This window comes from Enterobacter oligotrophicus (genome assembly GCF_009176645.1).
Classification (GTDB): domain Bacteria; phylum Pseudomonadota; class Gammaproteobacteria; order Enterobacterales; family Enterobacteriaceae; genus Enterobacter; species Enterobacter oligotrophicus.
Map to the genome: position 1 here is coordinate 4,059,855 of NZ_AP019007.1, position 25,116 is coordinate 4,084,970.

General features: G+C 54.4%; 22 protein-coding genes and 1 CRISPR repeat array (1 of these 23 cut by a window edge). Of the genes, 10 read left to right on the forward strand and 12 right to left on the reverse strand.

Features of this window, described 5'->3' with window-relative positions; translation table 11 throughout:
- Positions 1–22 precede the first annotated feature (22 nt).
- The gene (gene iagB, locus EoCCA6_RS19450) at positions 23–463 is read left to right on the forward strand and encodes a type III secretion system invasion protein IagB (RefSeq protein WP_152084045.1); all 441 of its coding nucleotides are present in this window, start codon (positions 23–25) and stop codon (positions 461–463) included.
- 144 nt (positions 464–607) lie between these two features.
- A complete protein-coding gene (locus tag EoCCA6_RS19455) occupies positions 608–2,434 on the forward strand; it encodes a chitinase (protein WP_152084046.1) in 1,827 nt (608 codons plus the stop codon).
- A 137-nt stretch (positions 2,435–2,571) separates the two neighbouring features.
- Here the strand turns inward: EoCCA6_RS19455 and EoCCA6_RS19460 are convergent, their stop codons facing one another.
- The 4 genes from EoCCA6_RS19460 to poxB form a co-directional block, all read right to left on the reverse strand.
- Positions 2,572–3,585, reverse strand: coding sequence for an NAD-dependent epimerase/dehydratase family protein (locus tag EoCCA6_RS19460; RefSeq protein ID WP_152084047.1), 1,014 nt, complete (start codon positions 3,583–3,585; stop codon positions 2,572–2,574).
- A gap of 93 nt (positions 3,586–3,678) precedes the next feature.
- Positions 3,679–5,115, reverse strand: coding sequence for an SDR family oxidoreductase (locus tag EoCCA6_RS19465; RefSeq protein ID WP_152084048.1), 1,437 nt, complete (start codon positions 5,113–5,115; stop codon positions 3,679–3,681).
- 10 nt (positions 5,116–5,125) lie between these two features.
- A complete protein-coding gene (ltaE, locus tag EoCCA6_RS19470) occupies positions 5,126–6,127 on the reverse strand; it encodes a low-specificity L-threonine aldolase (RefSeq protein WP_152084049.1) in 1,002 nt (333 codons plus the stop codon).
- Between the two features lie 38 nt (positions 6,128–6,165).
- Positions 6,166–7,884, reverse strand: a complete 1,719-nt coding sequence (poxB, locus tag EoCCA6_RS19475; protein ID WP_152084050.1) for a ubiquinone-dependent pyruvate dehydrogenase — start codon at positions 7,882–7,884, stop codon at positions 6,166–6,168.
- A gap of 151 nt (positions 7,885–8,035) precedes the next feature.
- Here poxB and EoCCA6_RS19480 point away from each other — a divergent pair, with 151 nt between their 5' ends.
- Both EoCCA6_RS19480 and EoCCA6_RS19485 read left to right on the forward strand, forming a co-directional pair.
- Entirely contained in the window at positions 8,036–8,470 is a 435-nt protein-coding gene (locus EoCCA6_RS19480; RefSeq protein WP_152084051.1) for a DoxX family protein, read from the forward strand.
- A gap of 209 nt (positions 8,471–8,679) precedes the next feature.
- Positions 8,680–9,162 carry an Hcp family type VI secretion system effector gene (locus EoCCA6_RS19485; RefSeq protein WP_152084052.1) on the forward strand — a complete coding sequence of 161 codons (483 nt, stop codon included), beginning with the start codon at positions 8,680–8,682 and terminating at the stop codon, positions 9,160–9,162.
- A 24-nt stretch (positions 9,163–9,186) separates the two neighbouring features.
- Here the strand turns inward: EoCCA6_RS19485 and EoCCA6_RS19490 are convergent, their stop codons facing one another.
- The 6 genes from EoCCA6_RS19490 to aqpZ all read right to left on the reverse strand — a co-directional run bounded on the left by EoCCA6_RS19490 (position 9,187) and on the right by aqpZ (position 14,643).
- Entirely contained in the window at positions 9,187–9,504 is a 318-nt protein-coding gene (locus tag EoCCA6_RS19490) for a DUF1493 family protein (RefSeq protein WP_174779604.1), read from the reverse strand.
- Positions 9,504–9,953 carry an STM2901 family protein gene (locus EoCCA6_RS19495; protein ID WP_152084053.1) on the reverse strand — a complete coding sequence of 150 codons (450 nt, stop codon included), beginning with the start codon at positions 9,951–9,953 and terminating at the stop codon, positions 9,504–9,506. Before EoCCA6_RS19495 ends, EoCCA6_RS19490 begins: the two co-directional genes overlap by 1 nt.
- Positions 9,954–10,094: 141 nt before the next feature.
- The gene (hcr, locus tag EoCCA6_RS19500) at positions 10,095–11,063 is read right to left on the reverse strand and encodes an NADH oxidoreductase (protein ID WP_152084054.1); all 969 of its coding nucleotides are present in this window, start codon (positions 11,061–11,063) and stop codon (positions 10,095–10,097) included.
- 10 nt (positions 11,064–11,073) lie between these two features.
- On the reverse strand, positions 11,074–12,726 hold the full coding sequence (gene hcp, locus EoCCA6_RS19505) for a hydroxylamine reductase (RefSeq protein ID WP_152084055.1): 1,653 nt from the start codon (positions 12,724–12,726) through the stop codon (positions 11,074–11,076).
- Between the two features lie 144 nt (positions 12,727–12,870).
- The gene (locus EoCCA6_RS19510) at positions 12,871–13,770 is read right to left on the reverse strand and encodes a LysO family transporter (protein ID WP_152084056.1); all 900 of its coding nucleotides are present in this window, start codon (positions 13,768–13,770) and stop codon (positions 12,871–12,873) included.
- Between the two features lie 177 nt (positions 13,771–13,947).
- Positions 13,948–14,643 carry an aquaporin Z gene (gene aqpZ / locus EoCCA6_RS19515; RefSeq protein ID WP_152084057.1) on the reverse strand — a complete coding sequence of 232 codons (696 nt, stop codon included), beginning with the start codon at positions 14,641–14,643 and terminating at the stop codon, positions 13,948–13,950.
- Positions 14,644–14,935: 292 nt separating this feature from the next.
- Here aqpZ and EoCCA6_RS19520 point away from each other — a divergent pair, with 292 nt between their 5' ends.
- Positions 14,936–16,594, forward strand: coding sequence for an ATP-dependent endonuclease (locus tag EoCCA6_RS19520; RefSeq protein ID WP_152084058.1), 1,659 nt, complete (start codon positions 14,936–14,938; stop codon positions 16,592–16,594).
- Here EoCCA6_RS19520 and EoCCA6_RS19525 read toward each other — a convergent pair.
- A complete protein-coding gene (locus EoCCA6_RS19525; protein ID WP_152084059.1) occupies positions 16,591–17,547 on the reverse strand; it encodes a VirK/YbjX family protein in 957 nt (318 codons plus the stop codon). The genes EoCCA6_RS19520 and EoCCA6_RS19525 overlap by 4 nt on opposite strands.
- A 159-nt stretch (positions 17,548–17,706) precedes the next feature.
- Here EoCCA6_RS19525 and macA point away from each other — a divergent pair, with 159 nt between their 5' ends.
- Both macA and macB read left to right on the forward strand, forming a co-directional pair.
- Entirely contained in the window at positions 17,707–18,822 is a 1,116-nt protein-coding gene (macA, locus tag EoCCA6_RS19530) for a macrolide transporter subunit MacA (RefSeq protein ID WP_152084060.1), read from the forward strand.
- Entirely contained in the window at positions 18,819–20,759 is a 1,941-nt protein-coding gene (macB, locus tag EoCCA6_RS19535) for a macrolide ABC transporter ATP-binding protein/permease MacB (RefSeq protein WP_152084061.1), read from the forward strand. The genes macA and macB overlap by 4 nt, the downstream gene beginning before the upstream one ends.
- Positions 20,760–20,829: 70 nt before the next feature.
- Here the strand turns inward: macB and cspD are convergent, their stop codons facing one another.
- Complete coding sequence (gene cspD / locus EoCCA6_RS19540) at positions 20,830–21,051, reverse strand: cold shock-like protein CspD (protein ID WP_006809408.1); 222 nt, start codon at positions 21,049–21,051, stop codon at positions 20,830–20,832.
- A gap of 267 nt (positions 21,052–21,318) precedes the next feature.
- Between cspD and clpS the strand changes: the two genes are divergently transcribed.
- The 3 genes from clpS to EoCCA6_RS19555 all read left to right on the forward strand — a co-directional run bounded on the left by clpS (position 21,319) and on the right by EoCCA6_RS19555 (position 24,803).
- Positions 21,319–21,639 (forward strand): ATP-dependent Clp protease adapter ClpS, encoded by a 321-nt coding sequence (clpS, locus tag EoCCA6_RS19545; RefSeq protein ID WP_006174393.1) that lies wholly within the window; start codon positions 21,319–21,321, stop codon positions 21,637–21,639.
- Positions 21,640–21,666: 27 nt separating this feature from the next.
- Positions 21,667–23,946: an ATP-dependent Clp protease ATP-binding subunit ClpA gene (gene clpA / locus EoCCA6_RS19550; protein ID WP_152084062.1), complete on the forward strand. Its 2,280-nt coding sequence runs from the start codon at positions 21,667–21,669 to the stop codon at positions 23,944–23,946.
- Between the two features lie 416 nt (positions 23,947–24,362).
- Positions 24,363–24,803 carry a hypothetical protein gene (locus EoCCA6_RS19555; protein ID WP_152084063.1) on the forward strand — a complete coding sequence of 147 codons (441 nt, stop codon included), beginning with the start codon at positions 24,363–24,365 and terminating at the stop codon, positions 24,801–24,803.
- Between the two features lie 175 nt (positions 24,804–24,978).
- Positions 24,979–25,116: direct repeats of the CRISPR family, unit length 28 nt; unit sequence GTTCACTGCCGTGCAGGCAGCTTAGAAA (it continues 610 nt past the right edge of the window).

Consider the following 25,116-nt stretch of genomic DNA (forward strand, 5'->3'; position numbering starts at 1 on the left):
ACTCATCAAGCAGGTGAAGACAATGAAACGCCTAATTTTGTTATTGTTGATTATTAGTCAAAGTGCATTCGCCAATTGTTGGGACAACGCTGCACATTATTATCACGTCGACCCCTATTTATTATTTGCAATCGCGAATGTGGAGTCGGGGATGAATCCTCATGCAGTGGGCTGGAATCACGATGGTTCGCGGGATGTGGGTTTAATGCAAATTAACAGCTCGCATTTTAATGAATTAGAACGCCACGGCATCGATGAGTATCGCTTAATGACTGAACCCTGTACGTCTATTATGGTCGGTGCATCCATACTGGCTCATATGATAAAGGTCTATGGCTATAACTGGGAGGCGGTAGGTGCTTATAACGCCGGGCTCAAAAAAGAAAATTATCCCCAGCGTATGAAATATGCCCGCAAGGTTTGGGAAAAATATCAGCAAATAAAGACGGCTGGCAACCTGTGAATTCTCATTTTTATTTTTTGAAGAATGCTGGATGGTGTTCTTCAAAAAATGAAAACCACCGCATTCTTTGGTTTATTTATTAAGGGAGTAATAAATAAACCTGGAATGTATTAACCCTCGTTTTTGAATACAGGATTATTTGAAATGACTAAAAGGACATTACTGAGCGTTCTCGTGGCGGGTGCATGCATTGCGCCATTTATGGCTCAGGCGACCACGTTGCAGGCGACCAGCAGCGAACCGTATACCATGAAAGCCAGCGATCTGGCGAAAAAGGAAAAAGAACTGACCAGCTTCCCGCTGATGGCCTCAGTTAAAGAGACGATCAAAACGCTGGATAACGCGCAGGTCGAAATGATTGAGCCAGGCCGTGCGGCGAACCCGGACAACGTGAAACGCGTTGAAGGGATCGTTAAGGCCAGCGACTGGGAATACCTGTTCCCGATGCGTGCGGAATCCTACACCTACAGCAATTTCCTGAAAGCGGTGGGTAAATTCCCGGCACTGTGTAAGACCTATAACGATGGTCGTGACAGTGACGCCATCTGCCGTAAAGAGCTGGCGACGATGTTCGCTCACTTTGCGCAGGAAACGGGCGGGCATGAAAGCTGGCGTCCGGAGGCGGAATGGCGTCAGGCGCTGGTTCACGTTCGCGAAATGGGCTGGACGGAAGGTCAGAAAGGCGGCTACAACGGTGAATGTAACCCTGACATCTGGCAGGGCCAAACCTGGCCGTGCGGCAAAGACAAAGATGGCGATTTCGTGAGCTACTTTGGTCGTGGCGCTAAGCAGTTGTCTTACAACTACAACTACGGTCCGTTCTCCGAAGCGATGTTTGGCACTGTCCGCACGCTGCTGGATAAACCGGAGCTGGTGGCTGATACCTGGCTGAACCTGGCGAGTGCGATCTTCTTCTTTGCTTACCCACAACCACCGAAACCAAGCATGCTGCAGGTGATCGACGGTACATGGCAGCCAAACGATCGTGATAAAGCCAATGGTCTGGTTCCGGGCTTCGGCGTGACCACGCAGATCATCAACGGCGGCGTTGAGTGCGGCGGCCCGACTGAAATTGCGCAGTCTCAGAACCGTATCAAATACTACAAAGAGTTCGCGAACTACCTGAAAGTGCCTGTTCCTGCGAACGAAGTGCTGGGTTGCGCCAACATGAAGCAGTTCGATGAAGGCGGAGCCGGTGCGTTGAAGATCTACTGGGAGCAGGACTGGGGATGGAGTGCGGATACGCCAGACGGCAAGACCTACTCTTGCCAGCTGGTGGGCTACCAGACGCCGTTCAGCGCCTTCAAAGAAGGTGACTACACTAACTGCGTGAAGAAGTTCTATAACGTCAACATTATCAATGATGACGGTTCTTCCGTTACGCCTGATGAGACGCCAGTAACGCCAACACCAACGCCATCTGATGACACGCCAGCGCCGGCACCAACGCCGACGCCGGACGAAACGCCAGCAGAACCGACAGTGGTTAATCACGCGCCGGTTGCGCAGATTGCCGGTCCAATTGGTGCAGTTGAGGCGGGTGCGCAGGTTTCTCTGAGCGCTGAAGGATCGACTGACGAAGACGGTAACAAACTGACCTATACCTGGCGTTCCCAGGACGGCCAGACTGTGACGGGTGAAGACAAAGCGGTAGTGACCTTCACTGCGCCAGAGTCAGCAACCGCTCAGCAGTATGAAGTTAGCCTGACCGTAAGCGACGGTGAACTGAGCAGCACCACCTCTTATCTGCTGAACGTGAAAGCGAAAACTGCGTCTCAGGATGAAGGTAGCTCAGATACCTATGCTGCGTGGAGCGCGAACAGTAAGTACAAGGCAGGCGATATCGTGAACAACCACGGTAAACTGTTCCAGTGCAAGCCGTTCCCGTACAGCGGCTGGTGTAACAACGCCCCGGCATACTATGAACCAGGCGCAGGTCTGGCATGGTCTGATGCCTGGACGGCTCTGTAAAAGCAAACGGCAACCGAAAGGTTGCCGTTTTAGTGTCTGCTCTTTCCCCTCACCCTAACCCTCTCCCCAAAGGGGCGAGGGGACAGTGCGGTGCAGTTGTAGGCCCGATAAGGCGAAGCCGCCACCGGGTAAAAAAGCTAGCGATGTAACCTACCGTGATCCCGCAGCCACGCCGCGGTTTGCACTATCCCTTCATCCAGCGTCACGATCGGCTTATAGCCCAGCTCGTTCTCCGCACGTGAAATATCCAGCGTAAAATCAAAGTTAAGTTTGGACACGCCGTAATGCGTCAGGGCGGGCTCTTTCGCAGATTTATTGCCAAACCGCTCCATGCTGCGGGCGATCATATCCAGCATCGGATACGGTACGGAGCGAATCCGGCACTGGATCTGCAACTCGTCAATCAGCCTCTGCACAATGCTGCGTAGCGTGCACGGTTCACCATTCGTGATGTTATACGCACGCCCGGAAATCAACTTATCGCAATCCGGCTGGCTCGCCAGCCACATGGCATGGACGGCGTTTTCGTAGTAGGTCATATCCACCAGCGCATCACCACCGCGTGGCAGCAGCACGCTGCCGTAGTGGTGCATCATCTGCGCCAGTCGCGGGATAAACACTTTGTCGTGCGGTCCGAACAGGCTTTGCGGACGCAGGACGGTAAACCGCGTGTGCGGGTTTGACTGCGCCAGCAGGTCGATCACCTCTTCACTGGCGGCCTTGCTGCGGGCAAACTCACAGGCAAAGCGTGCCGGACGAAAATCTTCCTGAACATCGCGGTGGTGGTGATAGTCGAAATAGAGCGACGGGGAGGAGATATGGATAAAGTTACGCACGCCCCAGGCGACGGCCCATTCGCCCAGGCGGCGCGTGGCGCGCACGTTGGCGAGGTCAAAGGCTTCCTGCGTGCCCCACGGGGAGGTAAAACTGGAGCAGTGCCACAGCGTATCGATACCGGCGAGCATCACTTTCGCCTGAGAAGAAACCAGCTCCGTCAGGTCGGCATGGACAAACTCTGCGCCCATTTTTTGCAGCAGCTTACCCATCGCTTCATTGCGACCGGTCGCCCTGACGCTGATGCCCTTGTTGCGCAGAAACTCGACCGCGTTTCGGCCTAAGCCGCTGGTCGCTCCGGTAACCAGTACCTTCATATCAATCCACTGTGTTGAAAAAGAATTTCGTGCGCATTCTTTCGTGAATTACGGCGGGTTGCAATGGGAAAGGTGAAAGAATAAGGGTTTTATTTAGATCTTTTCCTTCTTTTGTTCTGCCAGTTGCGCAATACGCTTTGCCATCCCGCGGAAAATAAACAGGTGCGCAGGGATCATAAACAACCAGTAGAACAGACCAGGCATACCGTGGGGATGCCACCATGCGCGGACGTCGAGTTCACGGTGGTCGCCCTTGTCTTTGAGGGTAAAACAGAGCCGTCCCAGCCCTGGCGCTTTCATGCCGAACAGCAGCGCCAGCTGTTTTTTCGGCTCGACGATGATCACCTTCCAGCTGTCGACGGTATCGCCTGGCTCAAGATACGGGTGAGACGGGCGGCCTTTCGCCAGACGATGCCCCACCAGCAGATCCATCGCGCCGCGCGTTTGCCAGAGGATATTGCCGAAGAAATAGCGCTCTTTGCCGCCAATCTGGTTTATGACGTCCCACAGCGCTTCCAGACTCGCCTCTGTTTTAACGGTGCAGCCTGCCTGTTTCGGGTAGTAGCCGTACTCCGGCCGCCAGCGGGCAAACGCCTGCGCGTCGTAACCCCAGTCGCTGGAGTTCACCAGCTTCTCTTCTTCTTTTAGCGTGTTGCGGACGGCATCGTCAAAGCGGATCAAGTCCTGCGGGATCAGCGCCCGCAGTTCACGATCGTCCGCCAGCAGATCGTGTTTCAGCCCCTGGATCAGCGCTTTCGCCGTGGTCGGTGGCACCGAGGTGATGACATTTAAAAACCACACCGAGATCCAGCGGGTCGGGAAGGGGATCGGCACCAGCCAGCGCTGGCGACCGCTCACGCGCATAAAATGCTCGAACTGCGCCTGATAGCTCAGCACTTCGGGGCCAGCGGCTTCCAGCACGCGGTGTTGCTCAGTGGGATGTTCCAGCAGTGCCACCAGATAATGAAGTAAATTTTCCAGCGCAATCGGCGTGGTGCGTGAGCGCACCCAGCGCGGTGGCGTGAGCACCGGCAGGTTGTAGACCATATCGCGCATCACTTCGAAAGCTGCAGACCCCGCGCCGACGATGATCCCGGCACGCAGTTCGGTGACGGGAATATTGGCGCTGCGCAGGGTGTCAGCCGTGAGCTGACGGGCGCGCAGATGGTCGGACTGCTCATGTTCTGGTGCCTGCAGCGAGCTTAAAAAGATCACCTGCTTCACCGGTGTTTGCAGCAGGGCGTCGCGGACGTTCAGCGCTACCTGGCGTTCATGGGCAATAAAATCGCCCCCTTCGCCCATGCTGTGTACCAGGTAGTAAAGCGTGTCGATCCCTTCCAGCAGGGCAGGAAGCGCTTTCGGCCAGTTGAGATCGACATTGTGACACGTCACGCCGGGCAAATTTTGCTTTTGCAGGCGTTCCGTGGAGCGTGCCGCGGCCAGCACCTGGTGTCCGTGCTGGCTTAACGCCGTGGTCAGATGCTGACCGATATAACCGCTGGCACCGAGCACCAGAATACGTTGCGGCACGTCAGGCTCCTTAGCGCTGTAAAAACGCCTGCCAGTGTTTCACCACCTCTGCCAATTGCTCGCGGTTCACGTCGAGATGCATCACCAGACGCACAACCGGAGAGGCGTTGATAAGTACGCCACGCGCTTTCATAAATTCACCCAGCGCGGCAGCATGCTCATCCCCCACGCGTACAAACAACATATTGGTATCGTGACGCATGACATCTGCGCCAATTTCACGCAACTGCGTAGCCATCCACGCGGCGTTGTCGTGATCGTCCTTCAGACGCGCGACGTTATTTTTCAGGGCATACAATCCTGCTGCCGCCAGAATCCCGGCCTGACGCATCCCGCCGCCGGTCATTTTACGCCAGCGGTTGGCACGCTTAATGTAGTCTGCATTACCGACCAGCAGCGAGCCAACCGGCGTGCCCAGCCCTTTAGAGAGGCAAATGGTGAACGAGTCGCAATATTGTGTAATCTCTTTTAGCTCGCAGCCGTATTCCACCACGGCGTTAAAAATACGCGCGCCGTCCACATGCAGCCCCAGCTTGCGCTCGCGGGTAAATTCCCATGCCGATTGCAGATATTCACGCGGCAGCACTTTGCCGTTGTGGGTGTTTTCCAGACTGAGCAGTTTTGTGCGTGCGAAGTGGATATCGTCGGCTTTGATTTTAGCCGCGACTTTATCGAGCGGCAGAGAGCCGTCCGGCGCGGCGTCAATCGGCTGTGGCTGAATGCTGCCGAGTACCGCCGCGCCGCCTGCTTCATACAGATAATTATGCGCGCCCTGGCCGACGATATACTCTTCACCGCGTTCGCAGTGGCTGAGCAGTGCCACCAGGTTGGCCTGCGTGCCGGTCGGCAGGAACAGCGCGGCCTCTTTGCCGCTTAGCTCAGCAGCGTAGCGCTGCAGTTCGTTGACCGTCGGGTCATCGCCGTAAACGTCGTCCCCGACCGGGGCGGCCATCATCGCTTCGAGCATGGCGCGACTCGGGCGGGTAACGGTATCACTGCGTAAATCAATCATGGCATATCCTTATAATCAAAAAGGCGATGCCAGATGTTTTACCTGAGCCAGTTGGTTTTTGCCAGTTCGATCACTTCATCGCCGCGGCCGCTGATAATTGCACGCAGCATATAGAGGCTAAAGCCTTTGGCCTGCTCCAGTTTGATCTGCGGTGGGATCGCCAGTTCCTCTTTGGCAACCACTACATCCACCAGCACCGGACCGTCGATGGAGAAGGCGCGCTGCAGGGCTTCATCCACTTCAGAGGCTTTCTCCACGCGGATACCGGTAATACCGCAGGCTTCGGCGATACGGGCGAAGTTGGTGTCGTGCAGCTCGGTGCCGTCCGTGAGGTAGCCACCGGCTTTCATCTCCATCGCCACAAAGCCCAGCACGCTGTTGTTAAAGACCACGATTTTAAGCGGCAGCTTCATTTGCACCACCGACAGGAAATCCCCCATCAGCATGCTGAACCCGCCGTCGCCGCACATCGCCACCACCTGACGCTCCGGTGCGGTGGCTTTCGCCCCCAGCGCCTGTGGCATCGCGTTCGCCATTGAGCCGTGATTGAATGAGCCGAGCAGGCGGCGTTTGCCGTTCATCTTCAGATAGCGCGCCGCCCAGACCGTCGGCGTGCCCACGTCGCAGGTAAAAATGGCGTCGTCATCGGCGAAATGGCTGATCTGCTGCGCCAGATACTGAGGGTGGATGGCTTTGTCGCTCGGTTTGGCGAGATCGTCCAGCCCCTTGCGCGCATCGCGATAATCGCTCAGCGCTTTGTCGAGGAATTTGCGGTCTGTTTTTTCTTCCAGAAGCGGCAGCAGGGCGGCGAGCGTAGACTTGATATCGCCTACCAGTGCCATATCGACTTTGCTGTGCGCGCCGATGCTGCCCGGATTAATGTCGATCTGGATGATTTTGGCATCTGACGGATAGAACGCCCGGTACGGGAACTGAGTGCCGAGTAATATCAGCGTGTCGGCGTTCATCATGGTATGGAAGCCGCTGGAAAACCCGATCAGCCCGGTCATCCCCACGTCATACGGATTGTCATACTCCACGTGCTCTTTGCCGCGCAGGGCGTGGACAATCGGCGCTTTCAGCTTGCCTGCAAATTCCAGTAATTCTTTGTGCGCGCCCGCGCAGCCGCTGCCGCACATCAGGGCGATATTGCTGGAGTAGCGCAACAACTGCGCCAGTTTTTTCAGCTCCTCTTCGGCAGGCGTAACGACCGGCCGTGGCGCGTGATACCAGTGGTTGCTGGCACCTTCAGGTGCGGCCCTGAGGGCTACATCTCCCGGTATAACCACCACCGAGACGCCACGGTTCAGGACGGCTTTGCGCATGGCAATTGCCAGTACCTGCGGGATCTGCTCCGGAGACGAAACCAGCTCGCAATAGTGGCTGCATTCGCGGAACAGCTCCTGAGGGTGCGTCTCCTGAAAATAACCACTGCCGATTTCTGACGAGGGGATATGTGCCGCAATCGCCAGCACCGGAACATGGTTGCGGTGGCAGTCGAACAGACCATTGATCAGATGCAGGTTCCCCGGACCGCACGACCCGGCACAGACGGCCAGTTCACCCGTCAGTTGCGCTTCGGCACCCGCAGCAAACGCGGCCACCTCTTCATGGCGAGTCGGCATCCATTCAATGGTTTTCATCTTATTGAGGCTATCGCTGAGCCCGTTCAGGGAATCGCCGGTGACGCCCCAGATGCGTTTTACGCCAGCCTGTTCAAGGGTTTTCGCTATGTATGCAGCCACGGTTTGTTTCATGGGTGTCCGTCTCCTTTTTGTGATATCGCTTACAAGCGTAGAAGAAAGTCTCCGTATTGGCCGTCAAATCCCCTGATTAAAAGGTGCTTTTCATGCGCAATTATTCGGCATAATCTGGTGATACCTCAGGTGAAAACAGGAATCATTTCAAATGGTTAAATCATTGTTAATTGCTGTTAATGAAAAGCTAATGTGCGACGATTTTGGCAAACTCTTGTTACGACTTGCCGTCGGCGGGCTGATGCTGTTTCACGGTTTGCATAAGCTATTTGGTGGCGTGGGATTCATCAGCGGCATGCTGGTGGAGAAAGGGTTACCGGGATTTATCGCTTATGGGGTGCTGATTGGCGAAGTGGTGGCACCGATCCTGATTATTATCGGCCTCTTCACCCGCCCGGCTGCGCTGGTGCTGGCGTTTACGATGGTTGTGGCATGGTTGATGGTCGGAACTGGAAAGACGTTCGCGTTGGATGCGGTAGGTGCCTGGGCCATTGAGAGCCTGGTGTATTTCTTTATCGGCTCTCTGGCGGTGGCATTTTTAGGGGCAGGGCGTTTTGCAGTGGGGAAAGATCCGGCGTGGCGTTGAATATGGATCGTAGTGGTAAGAAAGGGGCGCAGGCTCCTTTCTTCTGGTTAAAAATTGCCTGGTTATTTTCTTAAAAAACAAGCGTAAGACGTAATTATGATCTGGTTTGAACTTCCATGTTGTGGTCAAGCGTAGGCTTGCAATCGTGAATCACGTATATGGCAATGCTCTAATGACGAGTCTTATATCTTGAAACAAAGGAAATATACATGGCTATACCTGTTTATTTATGGCTCAAGGACGATGGTGGCGCATTGATTAAAGGGGGCGTCGATGTCATACACCGCGACGATAGTATTGAGGTAAAAGGGTTCCATCATAACCTTATGATCCCAACTGATAACGCCACAGGTAAAGTGACAGGGACAAGGGTGCACTCACCTATGCTCATCATTAAGGAGTTCGACTGTTCCAGCCCCTATCTCTATAAAGCTGTCGCGACAGGTCAGAATCTGATATCAGCTGAAATAAAATGGTATAGGATTAACTATTCGGGCCAGGAAGAAGAATACTTTAACATGCTGCTGGAAGGTGTTCGGGTAGTATCTATTTCCCCTGCTATGGCTACAGGAGATAACCCTAATGAAAACCATATGGAAACAGTCGAACTACGCTACGAGAAAATAACCTGGAAGCACCACGACGGGAACATCATCTTTAGTGATTCATGGAATGAACGACAGTCGGCGTAGACATTATAAGGGGCGGTGAACCCCTTAGTCATACAGCCAGTGTCCCGCTTTTGCTGACTCAATGATCATTTGCAGAGTCAGCGTTTTAAATTGCCGATCACGAAACTCTCTCTTAAGCCTAAACTGCCACCAGTACAACTCTGGCATGAAATAATTATCTATATTGAAATTGCTATGCTCAATGCCATATCGAGTGAAAAGGTCAATGAGCATATCTTCGAGATCTTCTGGTACGAAATTAAAATATTCCTGAAATGTCCATTCCTTCTTTGCTGGACGCTTTCGTTCACTATAATTCTCAGTAATGTAATCTAAAAACTCTTGTTCATCGGGTAGCAACATCAGAAGGACGTCCATAAAATTTGATCTTTAGGTTTGGCAATCAAATTATATTTTTTTCTCGTCTCACTGGCGACTTTAACACAAAGGATAACAACCTGGGCGTAGCCAAGAAACGGAATCGCACGACCTACCACTGTTCCGATTTTGTTCGTAGGACGAGAATGTCCCATCACGCTGGTATTGAAACGTATTCCAAATGGGAAACGAGCATTCTTAAGTATTGCACGCGCCAACTTAGAAGCAATGCTGGTACGTTTGACTTTCGAACCTAATACTACACGTTTTGGTATTATGGGTTGTCCTGCCAGAATCATCGCAGCCGCTTCTATCTCAATTCCTAAGTGGTCAGCAAGGCCCTCCGCGAATATCAACCAAAACAACTCCTTTGGGGTCACATTCGCATTGCCGTGGTAGAAATAGGTTCCACCGAGCTCTTCAATTGTATCCATAGCTTCATCCTTTGTTTGATTATCATAAGATTAAGCTCATATGTAACATCAGGATGATAGGCGGCTCTTGTTATAGTGATATTCAGAAAAAAGCCCGGTAAACGCTAACGCTTACCGGGCCTGTGATGGAGCATTTACAAATTACGCCAGAACTAGATCACCCTGTGGGTGACACGAACACGCCAGCACATAACCTTCCGCAATTTCCGCGTCAGTCAACGTCATGGTGCTGGTCACGCTGTACTCACCAGAAACCACTTTCGTCTTACAGCAACCGCACACGCCAGCACGACAGGCTGCCACCACGGGCACCTTGTTGCTTTCCAGCGCTTCCAGCAGCGTAGTACCCACGCGGCCAAAGAAAGTCTGCGCGGGTTGCAGTTTGGTGAACTGAATCCCGCTGGTTGCCGCTTCGGCCACTGGCGTGAAGAATTGCTCTTTAAAGAAGCGGGTCACGCCCAGCGCTTTTACGTTCTCTTCCACGATATCCATGTACGGTGCTGGGCCACAGGTCATCACGGTACGGTTCGCAATATCCGGCACGCTTTGCAGCAGCTCGCGGCTCAGACGACCGGCGACAAAACCGTGGGTGGCGTTATTCTCTGCCACCAGCGTTACCGGATAGTCGCGCCACTCATCGGCAAAAATCACATCCTCTGGTGAGCGCACGCTGAAGATCACCTGCACGTCGGCCTGTGGACGGTTTTTCGCCAGCCAGCGGCGCATCGACATAATCGGCGTTACGCCACAACCGGCTGCCAGCAGCAGGAATTTATCTTCTGCTTTGTCGTCACAGGTGAAATCACCTTGCGCGTCAGACAGCCAGATATAATCTCCGCGCTTCACATCACGGGTCAGCCACTGGGAGCCTGCACCGTCATCAATGCGACGGATGGTGAGCGTAATGTACTCGCTCACACCCGGCGTTGAGGAAATGGTGTAAGCGCGCAGAGTGTCAGCAGAGTTGCGAACACTGACCAGCGCATATTGCCCGGCGCGATACGGATAGTAGTCATGGCATAGCAGCGACAGCGTCCACACATCCGGCGTCTCCTGATGGATGTGATGAACCTGCATCCGCCACGGACATTGTGAGGTTGGCATGGTCATGAATTGCTCCTTACGCGCTCAGCAGTTGCTGCATATCATCTTCAACATTGGTCACGGAACGCAGACCGAATTTCTCGTTCAGTACGGCCAGCAGGTCCGGCGTCAGGAAGCCTGGCGCGGTCGGTCCGGTCACGATGTTGGTGACACCCAGAGAGAGAAGGGTCAGCAGGATGACAATCGCTTTCTGTTCGAACCAGGAAAGCACCAGTGATAACGGCAAATCGTTCACGCCGCAGCCCAGTTTCTCCGCCAGGGTGACCGCCAGAATGATGGCAGAGTAAGCATCGTTACACTGGCCCGCATCCACCAGGCGTGGCAGACCTTCGATGTTGCCGAAGTCCAGTTTGTTGAAACGGTATTTACCGCACGCCAGGGTCAGGATCAGGCAATCTTCCGGCACGCGGGTGGCGAAATCGGTGAAGTAGTTACGTTCACCGCGCGCGCCGTCACAGCCGCCAATCAGGAAGATGTGGCGCAGTTTTTCACGGCTGACGAGGTCAATCAGAGAATCCGCCGCACCGAGCAGGGTTTCACGGCCAAAGCCGACGGTGATGAGATGTTCGATTTCGCTGTAAGGGAAGCCTGCCATCTGCTGTGCCTGGGCGATAACCGGGCCGAAATCGTCACCTTCGAGGTGGCTCACGCCCGGCCAGCCGACGATGCTGCGGGTCCAGATGCGGTCGTCATACGCGCCCACGGTTGGGTCGATAATGCAGTTGGAGGTCATCACGATTGGGCCAGGGAAACGGGCGAACTCAACCTGCTGGTTCTGCCAGCCGCTGCCGTAGTTACCGACCAGATGTTTGAATTTACGTAGTTCAGGGTAACCGTGTGCAGGCAGCATCTCACCGTGGGTATAGACGTTAACGCCGGTGCCTTCGGTTTGCTTCAGCAGGTTATAGAGATCTTTCAGATCGTGACCGGAGATCAGGATGCACTTGCCTTCGGTCGCTTTGACGTTAACTTGCGTTGGCGTCGGGTGGCCGTAGGTGCTGGTTTCACCGGCATCCAGAATGCTCATCACTTTGAAGTTCATCTGGCCGATTTCCATCGAGCACTCAAGCAGCGCATTCATATCGGCAGGCCAGGTTCCCAGCCACGCCATGATTTTGTGGTACTGAGTATAAATATCGTTGTCGTACTGACCGAGTACGTGCGCGTGTTCCATATAGGCGGCCGCACCTTTCAGACCGTACAGGCACAGCAGACGCAGGCCGAGAATGTTCTCGCCAATCGCAGCTTTATCTTTGTTTGGCGTGAATTCTGCCGCCTGACGCTGCAGTTCACCCAGGTCATCGCTCACCAGCTGGAGTTCTGCCATTGGATTATCCACACGAGCGCTGGCATCGGCATTCAGACACTGCGCTTTCAGTGCTTCACGCAGGGCAATCGCTTCGCGGGCGTAACCGACAATGCGCGGGGAGTCGAAGTTGACATTCGTCAGCGTGGAGAAAAATGCGCGAGGGGCGAAGCTGTCGACGTAGTGGTCGATAATGCCGTATTCACGGGCTTTGAACGCCCACGCGGAGAGCCCTTGCAGGGAAGCAATCAGCAGATCCTGCAGGTCTGATGTTTCTGCGGTTTTGCCGCACATACCCTGCGCGTAAGAGCAGCCATTGCCTGCCGGAGTACGGATGGTTTGTTCACATTGCACACAAAACATAATCACACCTGTTAAAGTTATATTTAATATACATGTTTAAGATTATGCTTGTGCCAGAACGGTGAAAAGTGCTTTCTGCTACAAAGTAGAGGGATATTGATTTAGCGCAATTTTGGCGGCAGGTTCGCTACCGCCAAAGAAGTATCAGGCGGAGAAAAACGCCATCAGAACCGGAACCAGCAGGCTCAAAATAAAGCCGTGTACGATGGAGGCAGGCACCATCTCCAGACCGCCGGAACGTTGTAACACCGGCAGGGTAAAGTCCATCGATGTGGCACCACACAGGCCCAGTGCGGTGGAGCGGCTGCGGCGAACCAGGCCTGGGATCAACATGATGGCAATCAGCTCGCGCGCCAGGTCATTAAAGAAGGCGGCGCTGCCAATCACCGGCCCGAACGATTCCGTCAGAAGGATGCCAGACAGAGAATACCAGCCGAAGCCGGAGGCCATTGCCAGCCCGGTTTTCAGCGGCAGGTCAAGAATAAAGGCGTTAATGACACCCGCGACCAGGGAGCTGGCGACCACGACAACGGCCACTATCATTCCCCGGCGGTTGAGGACGATCTGTTTTAACGTCATGCCATTATTTCGCAGCTGAATACCAATCAGGAATAGCAGGAAGATCAGGGTATATTCGCTGGCTTCCGTGGCGTGCTGTAAAAATGCCCATCCGGTAAGTCCCAGCAGAAAACCGAGCACCACAACGCCGCACAGTTTTAATGATTCCAGCGCCATCGCAATACGCGAAGGTAATTTTTCCTGGTGGTGGTGATTTTTCCACGGAATTGAGCGTTCCAGCCAGAAAAGCGCAGCAATATTGCACAGTAATATCACCACAACCGTGACGGCTGAATAATGCAGGATCGAGAGCAAATTAGCGGCCAGGTTATCCAGGAAAGCGAGGCTAATCCCCATAAAGAAAAGAATAACGTAGACAATCCAGCTGAGAAAACGATTGATGAGCCTTAATGCGGATTCACGACGCAGCGGAATAAGGTAGCCCACAATCAAGGGCAGCAAAATAATGAGGAGTCCTGAAAACATGAACAGCTGGTCCTTTTGAGTATCTGTTAAGCGCCAGTGACACTACCCAATTAAGGCTGTGAGGTAAAGCTACAAAAAAAGCCGGGTGGCGGCTACGCCTTACCCGGCCTATAACGTGCACCATCGCGTAGGTCGGGTAAGCGTTAGCGCCACCCGACATTACAGGCCGCACTTTTATTAATCGCGTTTTTCCAGCAGGGTGCGATACAGCACACCGCCCAGTATACCGCCGATGACTGGCATCACCCAGAACAGCCACAGTTGCTCAAGCGCCCAACCCCCCTGGAAAATCGCGACCGCGGTACTGCGCGCCGGGTTAACGGAGGTGTTGGTAACCGGAATGGAGATCAGGTGGATAAGCGTCAGCGCCAGACCAATAGCGATTGGCGCGAAGCCCGCAGGTGCGTGTTTATCCGTTGCACCGTGGATGACTAACAGGAAGCCTGCTGTCAGCACAATTTCAATCACAATGGCAGACAGCATGGAATAGCCGCCCGGCGAATGTTCACCGAAGCCGTTAGAGGCGAAACCGCTGGCTGCCGCATCAAAGCCTGCTTTACCGCTGGCAATCATGTACAGCACCGCGGCGGCAATAATGCCGCCAACCACCTGAGCGATAATATAGCCAGGAATGTCTTTCGCCGGGAACCGGCCGCCTGCCCATAAACCTAATGTCACTGCCGGGTTAAAATGTCCGCCGGAAATATGACCTACGGCAAATGCCATCGTTAACACCGTCAAGCCAAAAGCCAGGGCGACACCGACAAAACCAATGCCTAATTCTGGAAAAGCGGCTGCGAGAACTGCGCTACCGCAACCACCAAATACCAGCCAGAATGTACCGAAACATTCTGCCGCTAACTTTCTGAACATAACCACCTCAATAATAAATTTCCGCACACTATCCCGCGTGCGGGTTATATCGCCATAAAGGGATGACGACTCAAAGAGCCATTATTTTAGAAACCTACAACACCCCTTCGCCACTTAAATAAATTCAATTAATTTGATTTAAGGCAATGTGATGTTATTCCTTGTTCGAGCGGGAGGTAAATAGATCATAGTCCAATTCTTAAACGGGCGTATCTTCTGCTATCGTGTCCAACATCCTGCCGCTATACTGCTGATAACTTGAAGGAAAAAGTGATCATTTCGCGGGGGATTTATGCTTCTCGAACGAGTGGAAATAGTCGGGTTTCGCGGTATTAACCGTCTGTCGCTGCAACTGGAACAGAACAACGTCCTGATTGGGGAAAACGCCTGGGGAAAGTCCAGTCTGCTGGATGCCCTGACCCTGTTGCTTTCACCCGAAGATAATTTGTACCACTTCGTTCATGATGACTTCTGGTTCCCACCGGGTGATGTCACGGGGCGCGAGAAGCATTTACATATCATTCTGACCTTTCGGGAATCTGAGCCGGGGCGTCATCGCGTGCGTCGTTTCCGCCCGCTGTCGTCGTGCTGGGTGCCGTGCGATGATGACTTCCATCGTATTTTCTACCGTCTGGAAGGTGAGCTGGCCGAGAATGAGAGCGTATTAACGCTGCGTGAGTTCCTCGATGGCAAAGGTCATCCCCTCTCGCTGGAAAATATTGATGAGATGGCCCGCCACCTGATTCGCCTGACGCCGGTATTACGCTTGCGTGATGCACGTTTTATGCGGCGCATCCGTAACGGCACTGTACCGAATATGCCTGAAGTGGAAGTGACCGCTCGCGAGCTGGATTTTCTGGCGCGTGAGCTGGTCTCTCGTCCGCAAAACCTGACCGACGGGCAGATCCGCCAGGGGTTATCTGCCATGGTGCAACTGCTTGAGCACTACTTTTCCGAGCAGGGAACATCGCAGTCACGTAACCGTCTGATGCGCCGCCGCTCGCACGATGAACAGCGAAGCTGGCGTTACCTCGATATCATTAACCGCATGATCGACCGGCCAGGCGGGCGCACTCACAGAGTGATCCTGTTGGGATTGTTCTCCACGCTTTTGCAGGCCAAAGGCACCGTTCGGCTGGACAGGGACGCGCGGCCGCTGCTGCTGGTGGAAGATCCTGAAACGCGCCTGCACCCGATCATGCTCTCCGTTGCGTGGCAGCTATTAAACCTGCTGCCGCTGCAACGTATTACCACCACCAATTCCGGCGAGCTGTTATCCCTCACGCCGGTGGAGTATGTCTGCCGACTGGTGCGTGAATCCTCACGCGTATCGGCTTACCGGCTGGGGCCGGGCGGCCTGAACGCGGAGGACGGTCGCCGCATTGCGTTTCATATCCGCTTTAACCGCGCGTCGTCGCTGTTTGCGCGTTGCTGGCTTCTGGTCGAGGGGGAAACCGAAACCTGGGTTATCAACGAGCTGGCGCGCCAGTGCGGTCATCACTTCGATGCAGAAGGCATTAAGGTCATTGAGTTCGCGCAGTCGGGATTAAAACCGTTAATCAAATTCGCCCGCCGGATGGGCATTGAGTGGCATGTACTGGTGGATGGTGACGAAGCAGGGAAAAAATATGCCGCTACCGTCCGCAGCCTGCTCAACAATGACCGGGAAGAAGAGCGCGATCATTTAACTACGCTGCCCGCGATGGATATGGAACACTTTATGTATCGTCAGGGTTTCGATGACGTATTCCACCGCATTGCGATGGTACCGGTGGATGTGCCGATGAATATGCGTCGGGTGATCGCCAAAGCAATTCACCGATCGTCAAAACCGGATCTGGCCATTGAAGTGGCAACGGAAGCAGGGCGGAGGGGTGTTGAATCGGTGCCTACGCTGCTGCGCAAAATGTTCTCCCGCGTACTTTGGCTCGCACGCGGGAGAGCGGATTAGCGGTGAGTGGCCTGGTTTACCTGGCTAATCAGGCTATCCAGCAGCGCGTAGCGACGGCGATACTCGGAACGTTTTTTACTGGCAATCTCTTCAATCGGTTTGCGTGGCATTGTCAGCGGTAGCACAAAGTTGCCGTGATCCTGCTGCTGGCCGCCAATGGAAAGCCAGAAACTGTCGTAGTCTGCCAGCAGTTTTCCCTCTTTTTTCTTGCGATAACGCCAGCTACGATAGATATGCGTGGCGTTGCTCACGGCGACAATCTGTTCGACCGGGAAAGCTGTCCCCAGGGTCATCGCGGCTTCAACCAGCAGACGTTTCGGGAACAGGCCGTGACAGGCTTTGGTCGCCCCCTGGATCAGCTCATGCGGCACATGCGATTTCGCGCCCTGTAATCCGCCGATAAACAGCGTGGATTTCCCTTCAAACTGACACAGCGTAAAGGTCATCTCCGCCAGTACCGTATTTTGGTGGTCACAAAAGGCGAGGGTCGCTTCACCCTCTTTATCAAGAAACGCATCAGCACAGAGGCGGAGGGTGAATGGTTGTTCGTCTTTGCCGGTTAAGGTGACCAGCGTCATCCCTTTTTTCGAGAGATAACCTTTCAGTAGCGTCGCCGGAAGCTGACGGCTCATCATCTGGTAGTGGCAGTTAAGCGATTCCAGCGCGTTCTGCCGGCTCATATTCACGGTCAGCCAGGGACGGTGCAGACGGCACGGCAGCCCAGGTTGCACCTGTAACATTTGCATCAGACAGGGCTGTTTTGCCAGGCTTGCCAGCAGACGCGCGGTGCTGAACGGGGTTGCCAGTGAACGTAGCATGAATTTGCGTCGATAGGCGGGGTTTTGCCACGCCAGTCCTGGCGTAATCGTCCCAGATGCCAGGCTCCTGAAAAGTTGCCAGCCGGTTTTAGGTTGTGACAGGTTTGAATAAGGTGTATCGACGATGGAAGACATGTTAGATCCTGCTCCTTGTGGAAGATCGTTATTTCAGCAGGCGCTTTATCAACATCTCGTAAACAAATTCCGACGATTCCAGAAAACAGGGGTTTCGTTGAGGAGTGGTTTAGATAGAATCAACGGTGATGATAGCCAGGACAATTATTTGGAATATTTATGAATCTTAAGGGAAAACGCAGAACGCTATTTCTGCTGCTGGCGGTGCTGGTGTTAGTGGGCGGTTTCTGGTTATGGCAGGTGCTGAACGCGCCTGTGCCGCAGTATCAGACGCTGATCGTTCGCCCAGGCGAACTGCAACAGAATGTCCTGGCGACAGGCAAACTTGATGCCCTGCGCAAGGTTGACGTAGGGGCGCAGGTGAGCGGCCAGTTGAAAACGCTGTCGGTTGAGATTGGCGATAAGGTGAAAAAAGGCCAGTTGCTGGGCGTTATCGATCCTGAGCAGGCGGAGAACCAGATCCGCGAAGTGGAAGCGACGCTGATGGAGTTACGCGCGCAACGCGCTCAGGCTCAGGCGGAGCGCAACCTCGCGCAGGTCACCCTGACGCGCCAGCAGGCGCTGGCTAAAACGCAGGCCATCTCGAAGCAGGATCTGGATACCGCAGCAACAGAGCTGGCGGTAAAACAGGCGCAGATCGGCACCATTGATGCGCAAATCAAACGTAACCAGGCGTCGCTCGATACGGCGAAAACCAACCTCGACTATACGCGCATCGTCGCGCCAATGGCCGGGGAAGTCACCCAAATCACCACGTTACAGGGGCAAACGGTGATTGCTGCGCAACAGGCTCCGAACATTCTGACGCTGGCAGACATGAGCACCATGCTGGTGAAAGCGCAGGTCTCTGAGGCAGATGTGATTCATCTTAAGCCGGGGCAGAACGCCTGGTTTACCGTGCTGGGCGACCCGCAAACCCGCTATGAAGGTGTACTGAAAGATATTCTGCCGACGCCGGAAAAGGTCAACGACGCCATCTTTTATTATGCGCGCTTCGAGGTGCCTAACCCGCAGGGCGTGCTGCGCCTGGATATGACCGCCCAGGTGCACATCCAGTTGACCGGGGTGAAAAATGTGCTGACCATCCCACTCTCAGCGCTGGGTGAGTCCGCAGGGGACAGCCGCTATAAAGTGAAGGTGCTGCGCAACGGCGAAACGCGCGAGCGTGAAGTGGTGATTGGCGCACGTAACGACACGGACGTGGTGGTGGTGAAAGGGCTTGAAGAGGGGGAAGAGGTTGTCACCAGCGAAAGCCTTCCCGGAGCCGCTAAATGACCGCGCTGCTTGAGCTGAATGACATTCGTCGCAGCTATCCTTCCGGCGACGGCCCGGTGGAAGTGCTTAAGGGGATCTCCCTGCGCGTTGAAGCGGGCGAAATGGTGGCGATTGTCGGTGCGTCCGGTTCCGGTAAATCCACGCTGATGAACATTCTCGGCTGTCTCGATAAACCCACCAGCGGCACATATCGCGTGGCCGGGACGGATATCTCTACGCTGGACGGCGATGCGCTGGCGAAACTGCGCCGTGAGCACTTCGGCTTTATCTTCCAGCGCTATCATCTGCTCTCTCATCTGAGCGCGGCGCAGAACGTAGAAGTGCCGGCCGTTTACGCGGGTGTGGAGCGTAAAAAACGCCTTGAGCGTGCGAAAGCATTGTTAACGCGTCTGGGGCTGGCGGAGCGTGTGGAGTATCAGCCGTCGCAGCTTTCGGGAGGCCAGCAGCAGCGTGTCAGTATTGCCCGCGCGCTGATGAACGGTGGTCAGGTGATCCTCGCGGATGAGCCGACCGGTGCGCTCGACAGCCGTTCCGGTGAAGAGGTAATGGCGATCCTCCATCAACTGCGTGACCAGGGGCATACGGTAATTATCGTTACCCACGATCCGCAGGTGGCTGCGCAGGCGGAGCGGATTATTGAGATCCACGACGGCGAGCTGGTGAGCAACCCACCGCCGCGTCAGTCCAGGGCGGCTGCGCCGAAAGAAGCATTGCCTGCTTCAACCGGCTGGGGGCAGTTTTCCAGCGGCTTTCGCGAAGCGCTGACCATGGCATGGCTGGCGATGGCAGCGAATAAAATGCGCACGCTGCTGACCATGCTCGGCATTATTATTGGTATCGCGTCGGTGGTGTCGATTGTGGTGGTGGGCGACGCGGCCAAACAGCTGGTGCTGGCGGATATTCGCGCCATCGGGACGAACACCATTGACGTCTACCCTGGCAAAGACTTTGGCGACGATGAACCACAGTATCAGCAGGCGCTGAAATATGACGATCTGGCGGCGATTCAGAAACAGCCATGGGTCAATTCGGCTACGCCTGCGGTCTCGCAGAACCTGCGCCTGCGCTACGGCAATATCGACGTGGCGGCCAGCGCCAACGGCGTCAGCGGTGATTACTTCAACGTCTACGGCATGACCTTCAGCGAAGGCGCGACCTTCAATGCCGAACAGCTGGCGGGCAGGGCGCAGGTAGTCGTGTTAGACGCCAACTCGCGCAGGCAGCTCTTCCCAAATAAAACGAACGTTGTGGGTGAGGTGATCCTCGTGGGGAACATGCCTGCCACGGTCATCGGCGTGGCGGAAGAGAAACAGTCGATGTTTGGCAGCAGCAAGATCCTGCGCGTCTGGCTGCCGTATACCACCATCTCCGGGCGGATTATGGGCCAGTCATGGCTTAACTCCATCACCGTTCGCGTGAAGGAGGGCTACGACAGCACCCTGGCCGAACAGCAGCTTGAGCGGTTGTTAACCCTGCGCCACGGGAAGAAGGATTTCTTCACCTGGAACATGGACGGCCTCTTGAAAACGGCGGAAAAGACCACACGTACTCTTCAGTTGTTCCTGACGCTGGTGGCGGTGATTTCGCTGGTGGTCGGCGGTATCGGGGTGATGAATATCATGCTGGTGTCGGTCACGGAACGCACGCGGGAGATCGGTATCCGCATGGCGGTCGGGGCCAGAGCCAGCGATGTGCTGCAGCAGTTTTTGATCGAAGCGGTGCTGGTGTGTCTGGTCGGTGGTGCGATGGGGATTGCGCTGTCGATGATGATTGCCTTTGCGCTCCAGCTCTTTTTACCCGGCTGGGAGATCGGTTTCTCACCGGTGGCAATTCTCACGGCGTTTTTATGCTCGACCTTTACCGGTATCCTGTTTGGCTGGCTGCCAGCACGCAATGCGGCGCGGCTCGATCCGGTGGATGCGCTGGCGCGGGAATAACCCGAAAATAAAAATGCCAGCCGATCGGGCTGGCATTTTGCCTGCGGGATGTACACAATAAAACAGAGGGCTATGCAACCGTTTCTGCTTCAACGGGCACGATTAGACTGGCGTGATTGCCTTTTGGCCCCTGGTGTACATCGAACCGGACGGACTGCCCGGCTTTGAGCGTCCTGTAACCATCCATCTGAATGGTGGAATAGTGAGCGAAGATATCCTCGCCGCCGCCTTCGGGGCAGATGAAGCCAAACCCTTTGGCGTTGTTGAACCACTTAACAGTACCCATTTCCATGCTTCGACATCCTTCGTAAATCTTATAAATTAAGATGGAATGAACCGGTGGTGGAGTGGGGGCTGTTCAAAACCTCGCCAACTCACGCTTGTACAATTTAGATAAACGAAAGAAGCCGTCAAGCGTTTGGCGCTGGAGTTGGGACAATAATCAACCAAAATTTGAGGCAGTTAACGCTATTGCAACAGTTTGTGACAGACATCGCGGATGACAGTAATAGATGATTGTTATCTAACATCTGAGGTAGATTCAAAGTGGTTATGCATAATGGGTAAGACGAACGACTGGCTGGATTTTGACCAGCTGGCGGAAGATAAAGTGCGTGACGCGCTAAAACCGCCATCTATGTATAAAGTTATGTTAATGAACGATGATTACACGCCGATGGAATTTGTTATTGACGTGCTACAAAAGTTCTTTTCTTATGATGTAGAACGTGCAACGCAACTGATGCTTACCGTTCATTATCGTGGCAAAGCGATCTGCGGCATCTTTACTGCCGAAGTCGCGGAAACCAAAGTGGCGATGGTGAACGATTATGCGAGGGAGAACGAGCATCCGTTGCTGTGTACGCTGGAAAAGGCCTGATAAGGCATAAAATTGGGGGAGGTGCCTATGCTCAATCAAGAACTGGAACTCAGTTTAAATATGGCTTTCGCCAGAGCGCGTGAGCACCGACATGAGTTTATGACCGTCGAGCACTTGCTGCTCGCACTGCTTAGCAACCCATCTGCCCGCGAAGCGCTGGAAGCCTGCTCCGTGGATCTGGTGGCGCTACGTCAGGAACTCGAAGCCTTCATCGAACAAACCACACCGGTGCTGCCAGCCAGTGAAGAAGAGCGCGACACGCAGCCGACGCTTAGCTTCCAGCGCGTGCTGCAGCGCGCGGTTTTCCACGTCCAGTCTTCCGGGCGTAGCGAAGTGACTGGCGCAAACGTCTTAGTCGCCATCTTCAGCGAGCAGGAGTCACAGGCGGCTTATCTGCTGCGCAAACACGAAGTCAGCCGACTGGATGTGGTCAACTTCATCTCACACGGGACGCGCAAAGACGAGCCTAACCAGGCATCGGATTCCAGCAATCAGATTAATAACAATGAAGAGCAAGCAGGCGGGGAGGATCGTATGGAAAACTTCACCACCAACCTTAATCAGCTTGCTCGCGTTGGCGGTATCGACCCGCTGATTGGTCGCGATAAAGAGCTGGAGCGTGCGATTCAGGTGCTGTGCCGTCGCCGCAAGAATAACCCGCTGCTGGTGGGGGAATCTGGCGTCGGTAAAACCGCGATTGCCGAAGGTCTTGCCTGGCGCATAGTGCAGGGCGACGTGCCGGAAGTGATTGCCGATTGCACCATCTACTCGCTGGATATTGGCTCGCTGCTGGCGGGCACCAAATACCGCGGTGATTTTGAAAAACGCTTCAAGGCGCTGTTAAAGCAGCTTGAGCAGGACACTAACAGCATTCTGTTTATCGATGAAATCCACACCATCATCGGTGCAGGTGCGGCCTCCGGTGGCCAGGTGGATGCCGCTAACCTGATCAAACCGCTGCTTTCCAGCGGCAAGATCCGCGTGATTGGCTCCACAACTTACCAGGAGTTCAGCAACATTTTCGAGAAAGACCGTGCGCTGGCGCGTCGCTTCCAGAAAATCGACGTGACTGAGCCGTCCGTCGAGGAGACGGTGCAGATCATCAACGGCCTGAAACCGAAGTACGAAGCGCACCACGATGTGCGTTATACCGCGAAAGCGGTGCGTGCGGCGGTGGAACTGGCGGTGAAATACATCAACGACCGTCATCTGCCGGATAAGGCGATTGACGTGATTGATGAGGCGGGGGCGCGTGCGCGCCTGATGCCAGCCAGCAAGCGCAAGAAAACCGTTAACGTGGCAGACATTGAGTCCGTGGTGGCCCGTATCGCGCGTATCCCTGAGAAAAGTGTTTCTCAGAGCGACCGCGACACGCTGCGCACCCTCGGCAATCGCCTGAAAATGCTGGTCTTTGGCCAGGATAAAGCCATTGAGGCCTTAACCGAAGCGATCAAGATGGCGCGCGCCGGGCTGGGTCATGATCACAAGCCGGTTGGTTCCTTCCTGTTCGCCGGGCCAACCGGTGTCGGGAAAACCGAGGTGACGGTGCAGCTCTCCAAAGCGCTGGGCATTGAACTGCTGCGCTTTGATATGTCCGAGTATATGGAGCGTCACACCGTCAGCCGTTTGATTGGTGCGCCTCCGGGATACGTGGGCTTTGACCAGGGCGGCCTGCTCACCGACGCGGTGATCAAGCATCCGCACGCGGTACTGCTGCTCGATGAAATCGAGAAAGCGCACCCGGACGTGTTCAACATCCTGCTGCAGGTGATGGACAACGGGACGCTGACCGACAACAACGGGCGTAAGGCGGACTTCCGCAACGTGGTGCTGGTGATGACCACCAACGCCGGTGTGCGTGAAACCGAGCGTAAATCCATCGGCCTGATCCACCAGGATAACAGCACCGATGCGATGGAAGAGATCAAGAAGATCTTCACGCCGGAGTTCCGTAACCGTCTGGACAACATTATCTGGTTCGATCACCTGTCTACCGAGGTGATTCATCAGGTGGTGGATAAGTTCATCGTCGAGTTGCAGGTTCAGCTGGATCAGAAAGGCGTATCGCTGGAAGTGAGCCAGGAGGCCCGCAACTGGCTGGCAGAGAAAGGCTACGACCGTGCGATGGGTGCCCGTCCGATGGCGCGTGTGATTCAGGACAATCTGAAGAAACCGCTGGCGAACGAGCTGCTGTTTGGCTCGTTGGTGGATGGCGGCCAGGTGACCGTGGCGCTGGACCAGGCGAAGAACGAGCTGACGTACGATTTCCAGAGTGCGGCGAAGCATAAGCCGGAAGCGGCTCACTGAGTTGAACGTTAAACGAAAAAACCGGGCATTTGCCCGGTTTTTTTATGCCCGCTTTTCTCCCTCTCCCTGTGGGAGAGGGCTGGGGTGAGGGCATCAGGTCGCAGCGAAATTTTGCGAGGCGCTTTCCAGTTTCTTTTGATGTCTGTTGCTGGATAAATCCACAGCAATAAAATGGCGACGCACCTGCAAAATCAGGTGCCGGGATTGGCGTCCTGAAAGTGTGTGAGCAGCAGTATTGCTGCAGGCTTCGTTCGCCCTAAGGAAAAGGGTATAATCTGCATCTGGCGGGCGAATCGGGAGCTTCCTTTGAAGCGCCAGTAGCACACACACTGGTACGCCAATTCCTTTTCGTCCGCCGCCAGCGAATCTGGCGTTTCCTGCGGTGGTAAATTCAAAGTGTGTGAAGGAATTACCCAATGAATACAAAAAATAATTTCGCCCAACTCTACAGCGAACTTACTCTAAACCTCGATCTCCCAACACTTACTGAGCGTTGCAAATTGCTCACTGAAATCCTGCTGGACTGCAACTCGCTCCCGCAAACTCAACCCGTTTGTCGTTGTCTTGGTGCTTATCTGGAGGAAGTCAAAACCGGCCTTGTGGAATCGATGAGTGATTTTCAGATAGTAGAATTTGAGGAAGAAGAGGAGCCACCGCGGCAAAAAGAGTGGTTGCTGGAAGGTACTGAAACCAAGTGCGATTACTGCCGCGCATTAAATCACGTGCTGCTGGTATCGCATTTTGACCGCGAGATGCTGCCGTACCTGACGGGATTATTGCACGACATTACTCACTCAATGGCGGCAGATGTGGTTGCGCCTCGCAGTGCAGAAACCGTTATCCATATTATTCCCTGATTATTTTGTCGCGTCGGGGGAGTTGTTTCGATGCATGCAGGTTAAACCCTTTTTTCTGGCGGTTTTATAACTCATTGATTTATATGATGAGGATTTGCGCTTTGAAAAAAAGGGTTTAATGCGCATGTATTGATTATTTTCTTATACAACAATAAGATGGCGAGGTTTCCTTTCAGTTCACTGCCGTGCAGGCAGCTTAGAAAGAGAGATCAGGATAAACCAACAGATCATCAAAGTTCACTGCCGTGCAGGCAGCTTAGAAAGCGAGCATCGCGTTCAAGCATACGCTGAAGCTGTTCACTGCCGTGCAGGC

Coding starts and splice junctions, on each gene's coding strand:
- iagB (WP_152084045.1), top strand. CDS start 23: ATGAAACGCCTAATTTTGTTATTGTTGATTATTAGTCAAAGTGCATTC.
- EoCCA6_RS19455 (WP_152084046.1), top strand. CDS start 608: ATGACTAAAAGGACATTACTGAGCGTTCTCGTGGCGGGTGCATGCATT.
- EoCCA6_RS19460 (WP_152084047.1), bottom strand. CDS start 3,585: ATGAAGGTACTGGTTACCGGAGCGACCAGCGGCTTAGGCCGAAACGCG.
- ltaE (WP_152084049.1), bottom strand. CDS start 6,127: ATGATTGATTTACGCAGTGATACCGTTACCCGCCCGAGTCGCGCCATG.
- poxB (WP_152084050.1), bottom strand. CDS start 7,884: ATGAAACAAACCGTGGCTGCATACATAGCGAAAACCCTTGAACAGGCT.
- EoCCA6_RS19480 (WP_152084051.1), top strand. CDS start 8,036: ATGGTTAAATCATTGTTAATTGCTGTTAATGAAAAGCTAATGTGCGAC.
- EoCCA6_RS19485 (WP_152084052.1), top strand. CDS start 8,680: ATGGCTATACCTGTTTATTTATGGCTCAAGGACGATGGTGGCGCATTG.
- EoCCA6_RS19490 (WP_174779604.1), bottom strand. CDS start 9,504: ATGTTGCTACCCGATGAACAAGAGTTTTTAGATTACATTACTGAGAAT.
- EoCCA6_RS19495 (WP_152084053.1), bottom strand. CDS start 9,953: ATGGATACAATTGAAGAGCTCGGTGGAACCTATTTCTACCACGGCAAT.
- hcr (WP_152084054.1), bottom strand. CDS start 11,063: ATGACCATGCCAACCTCACAATGTCCGTGGCGGATGCAGGTTCATCAC.
- hcp (WP_152084055.1), bottom strand. CDS start 12,726: ATGTTTTGTGTGCAATGTGAACAAACCATCCGTACTCCGGCAGGCAAT.
- EoCCA6_RS19510 (WP_152084056.1), bottom strand. CDS start 13,770: ATGTTTTCAGGACTCCTCATTATTTTGCTGCCCTTGATTGTGGGCTAC.
- aqpZ (WP_152084057.1), bottom strand. CDS start 14,643: ATGTTCAGAAAGTTAGCGGCAGAATGTTTCGGTACATTCTGGCTGGTA.
- EoCCA6_RS19520 (WP_152084058.1), top strand. CDS start 14,936: ATGCTTCTCGAACGAGTGGAAATAGTCGGGTTTCGCGGTATTAACCGT.
- EoCCA6_RS19525 (WP_152084059.1), bottom strand. CDS start 17,547: ATGTCTTCCATCGTCGATACACCTTATTCAAACCTGTCACAACCTAAA.
- macA (WP_152084060.1), top strand. CDS start 17,707: ATGAATCTTAAGGGAAAACGCAGAACGCTATTTCTGCTGCTGGCGGTG.
- macB (WP_152084061.1), top strand. CDS start 18,819: ATGACCGCGCTGCTTGAGCTGAATGACATTCGTCGCAGCTATCCTTCC.
- cspD (WP_006809408.1), bottom strand. CDS start 21,051: ATGGAAATGGGTACTGTTAAGTGGTTCAACAACGCCAAAGGGTTTGGC.
- clpS (WP_006174393.1), top strand. CDS start 21,319: ATGGGTAAGACGAACGACTGGCTGGATTTTGACCAGCTGGCGGAAGAT.
- clpA (WP_152084062.1), top strand. CDS start 21,667: ATGCTCAATCAAGAACTGGAACTCAGTTTAAATATGGCTTTCGCCAGA.
- EoCCA6_RS19555 (WP_152084063.1), top strand. CDS start 24,363: ATGAATACAAAAAATAATTTCGCCCAACTCTACAGCGAACTTACTCTA.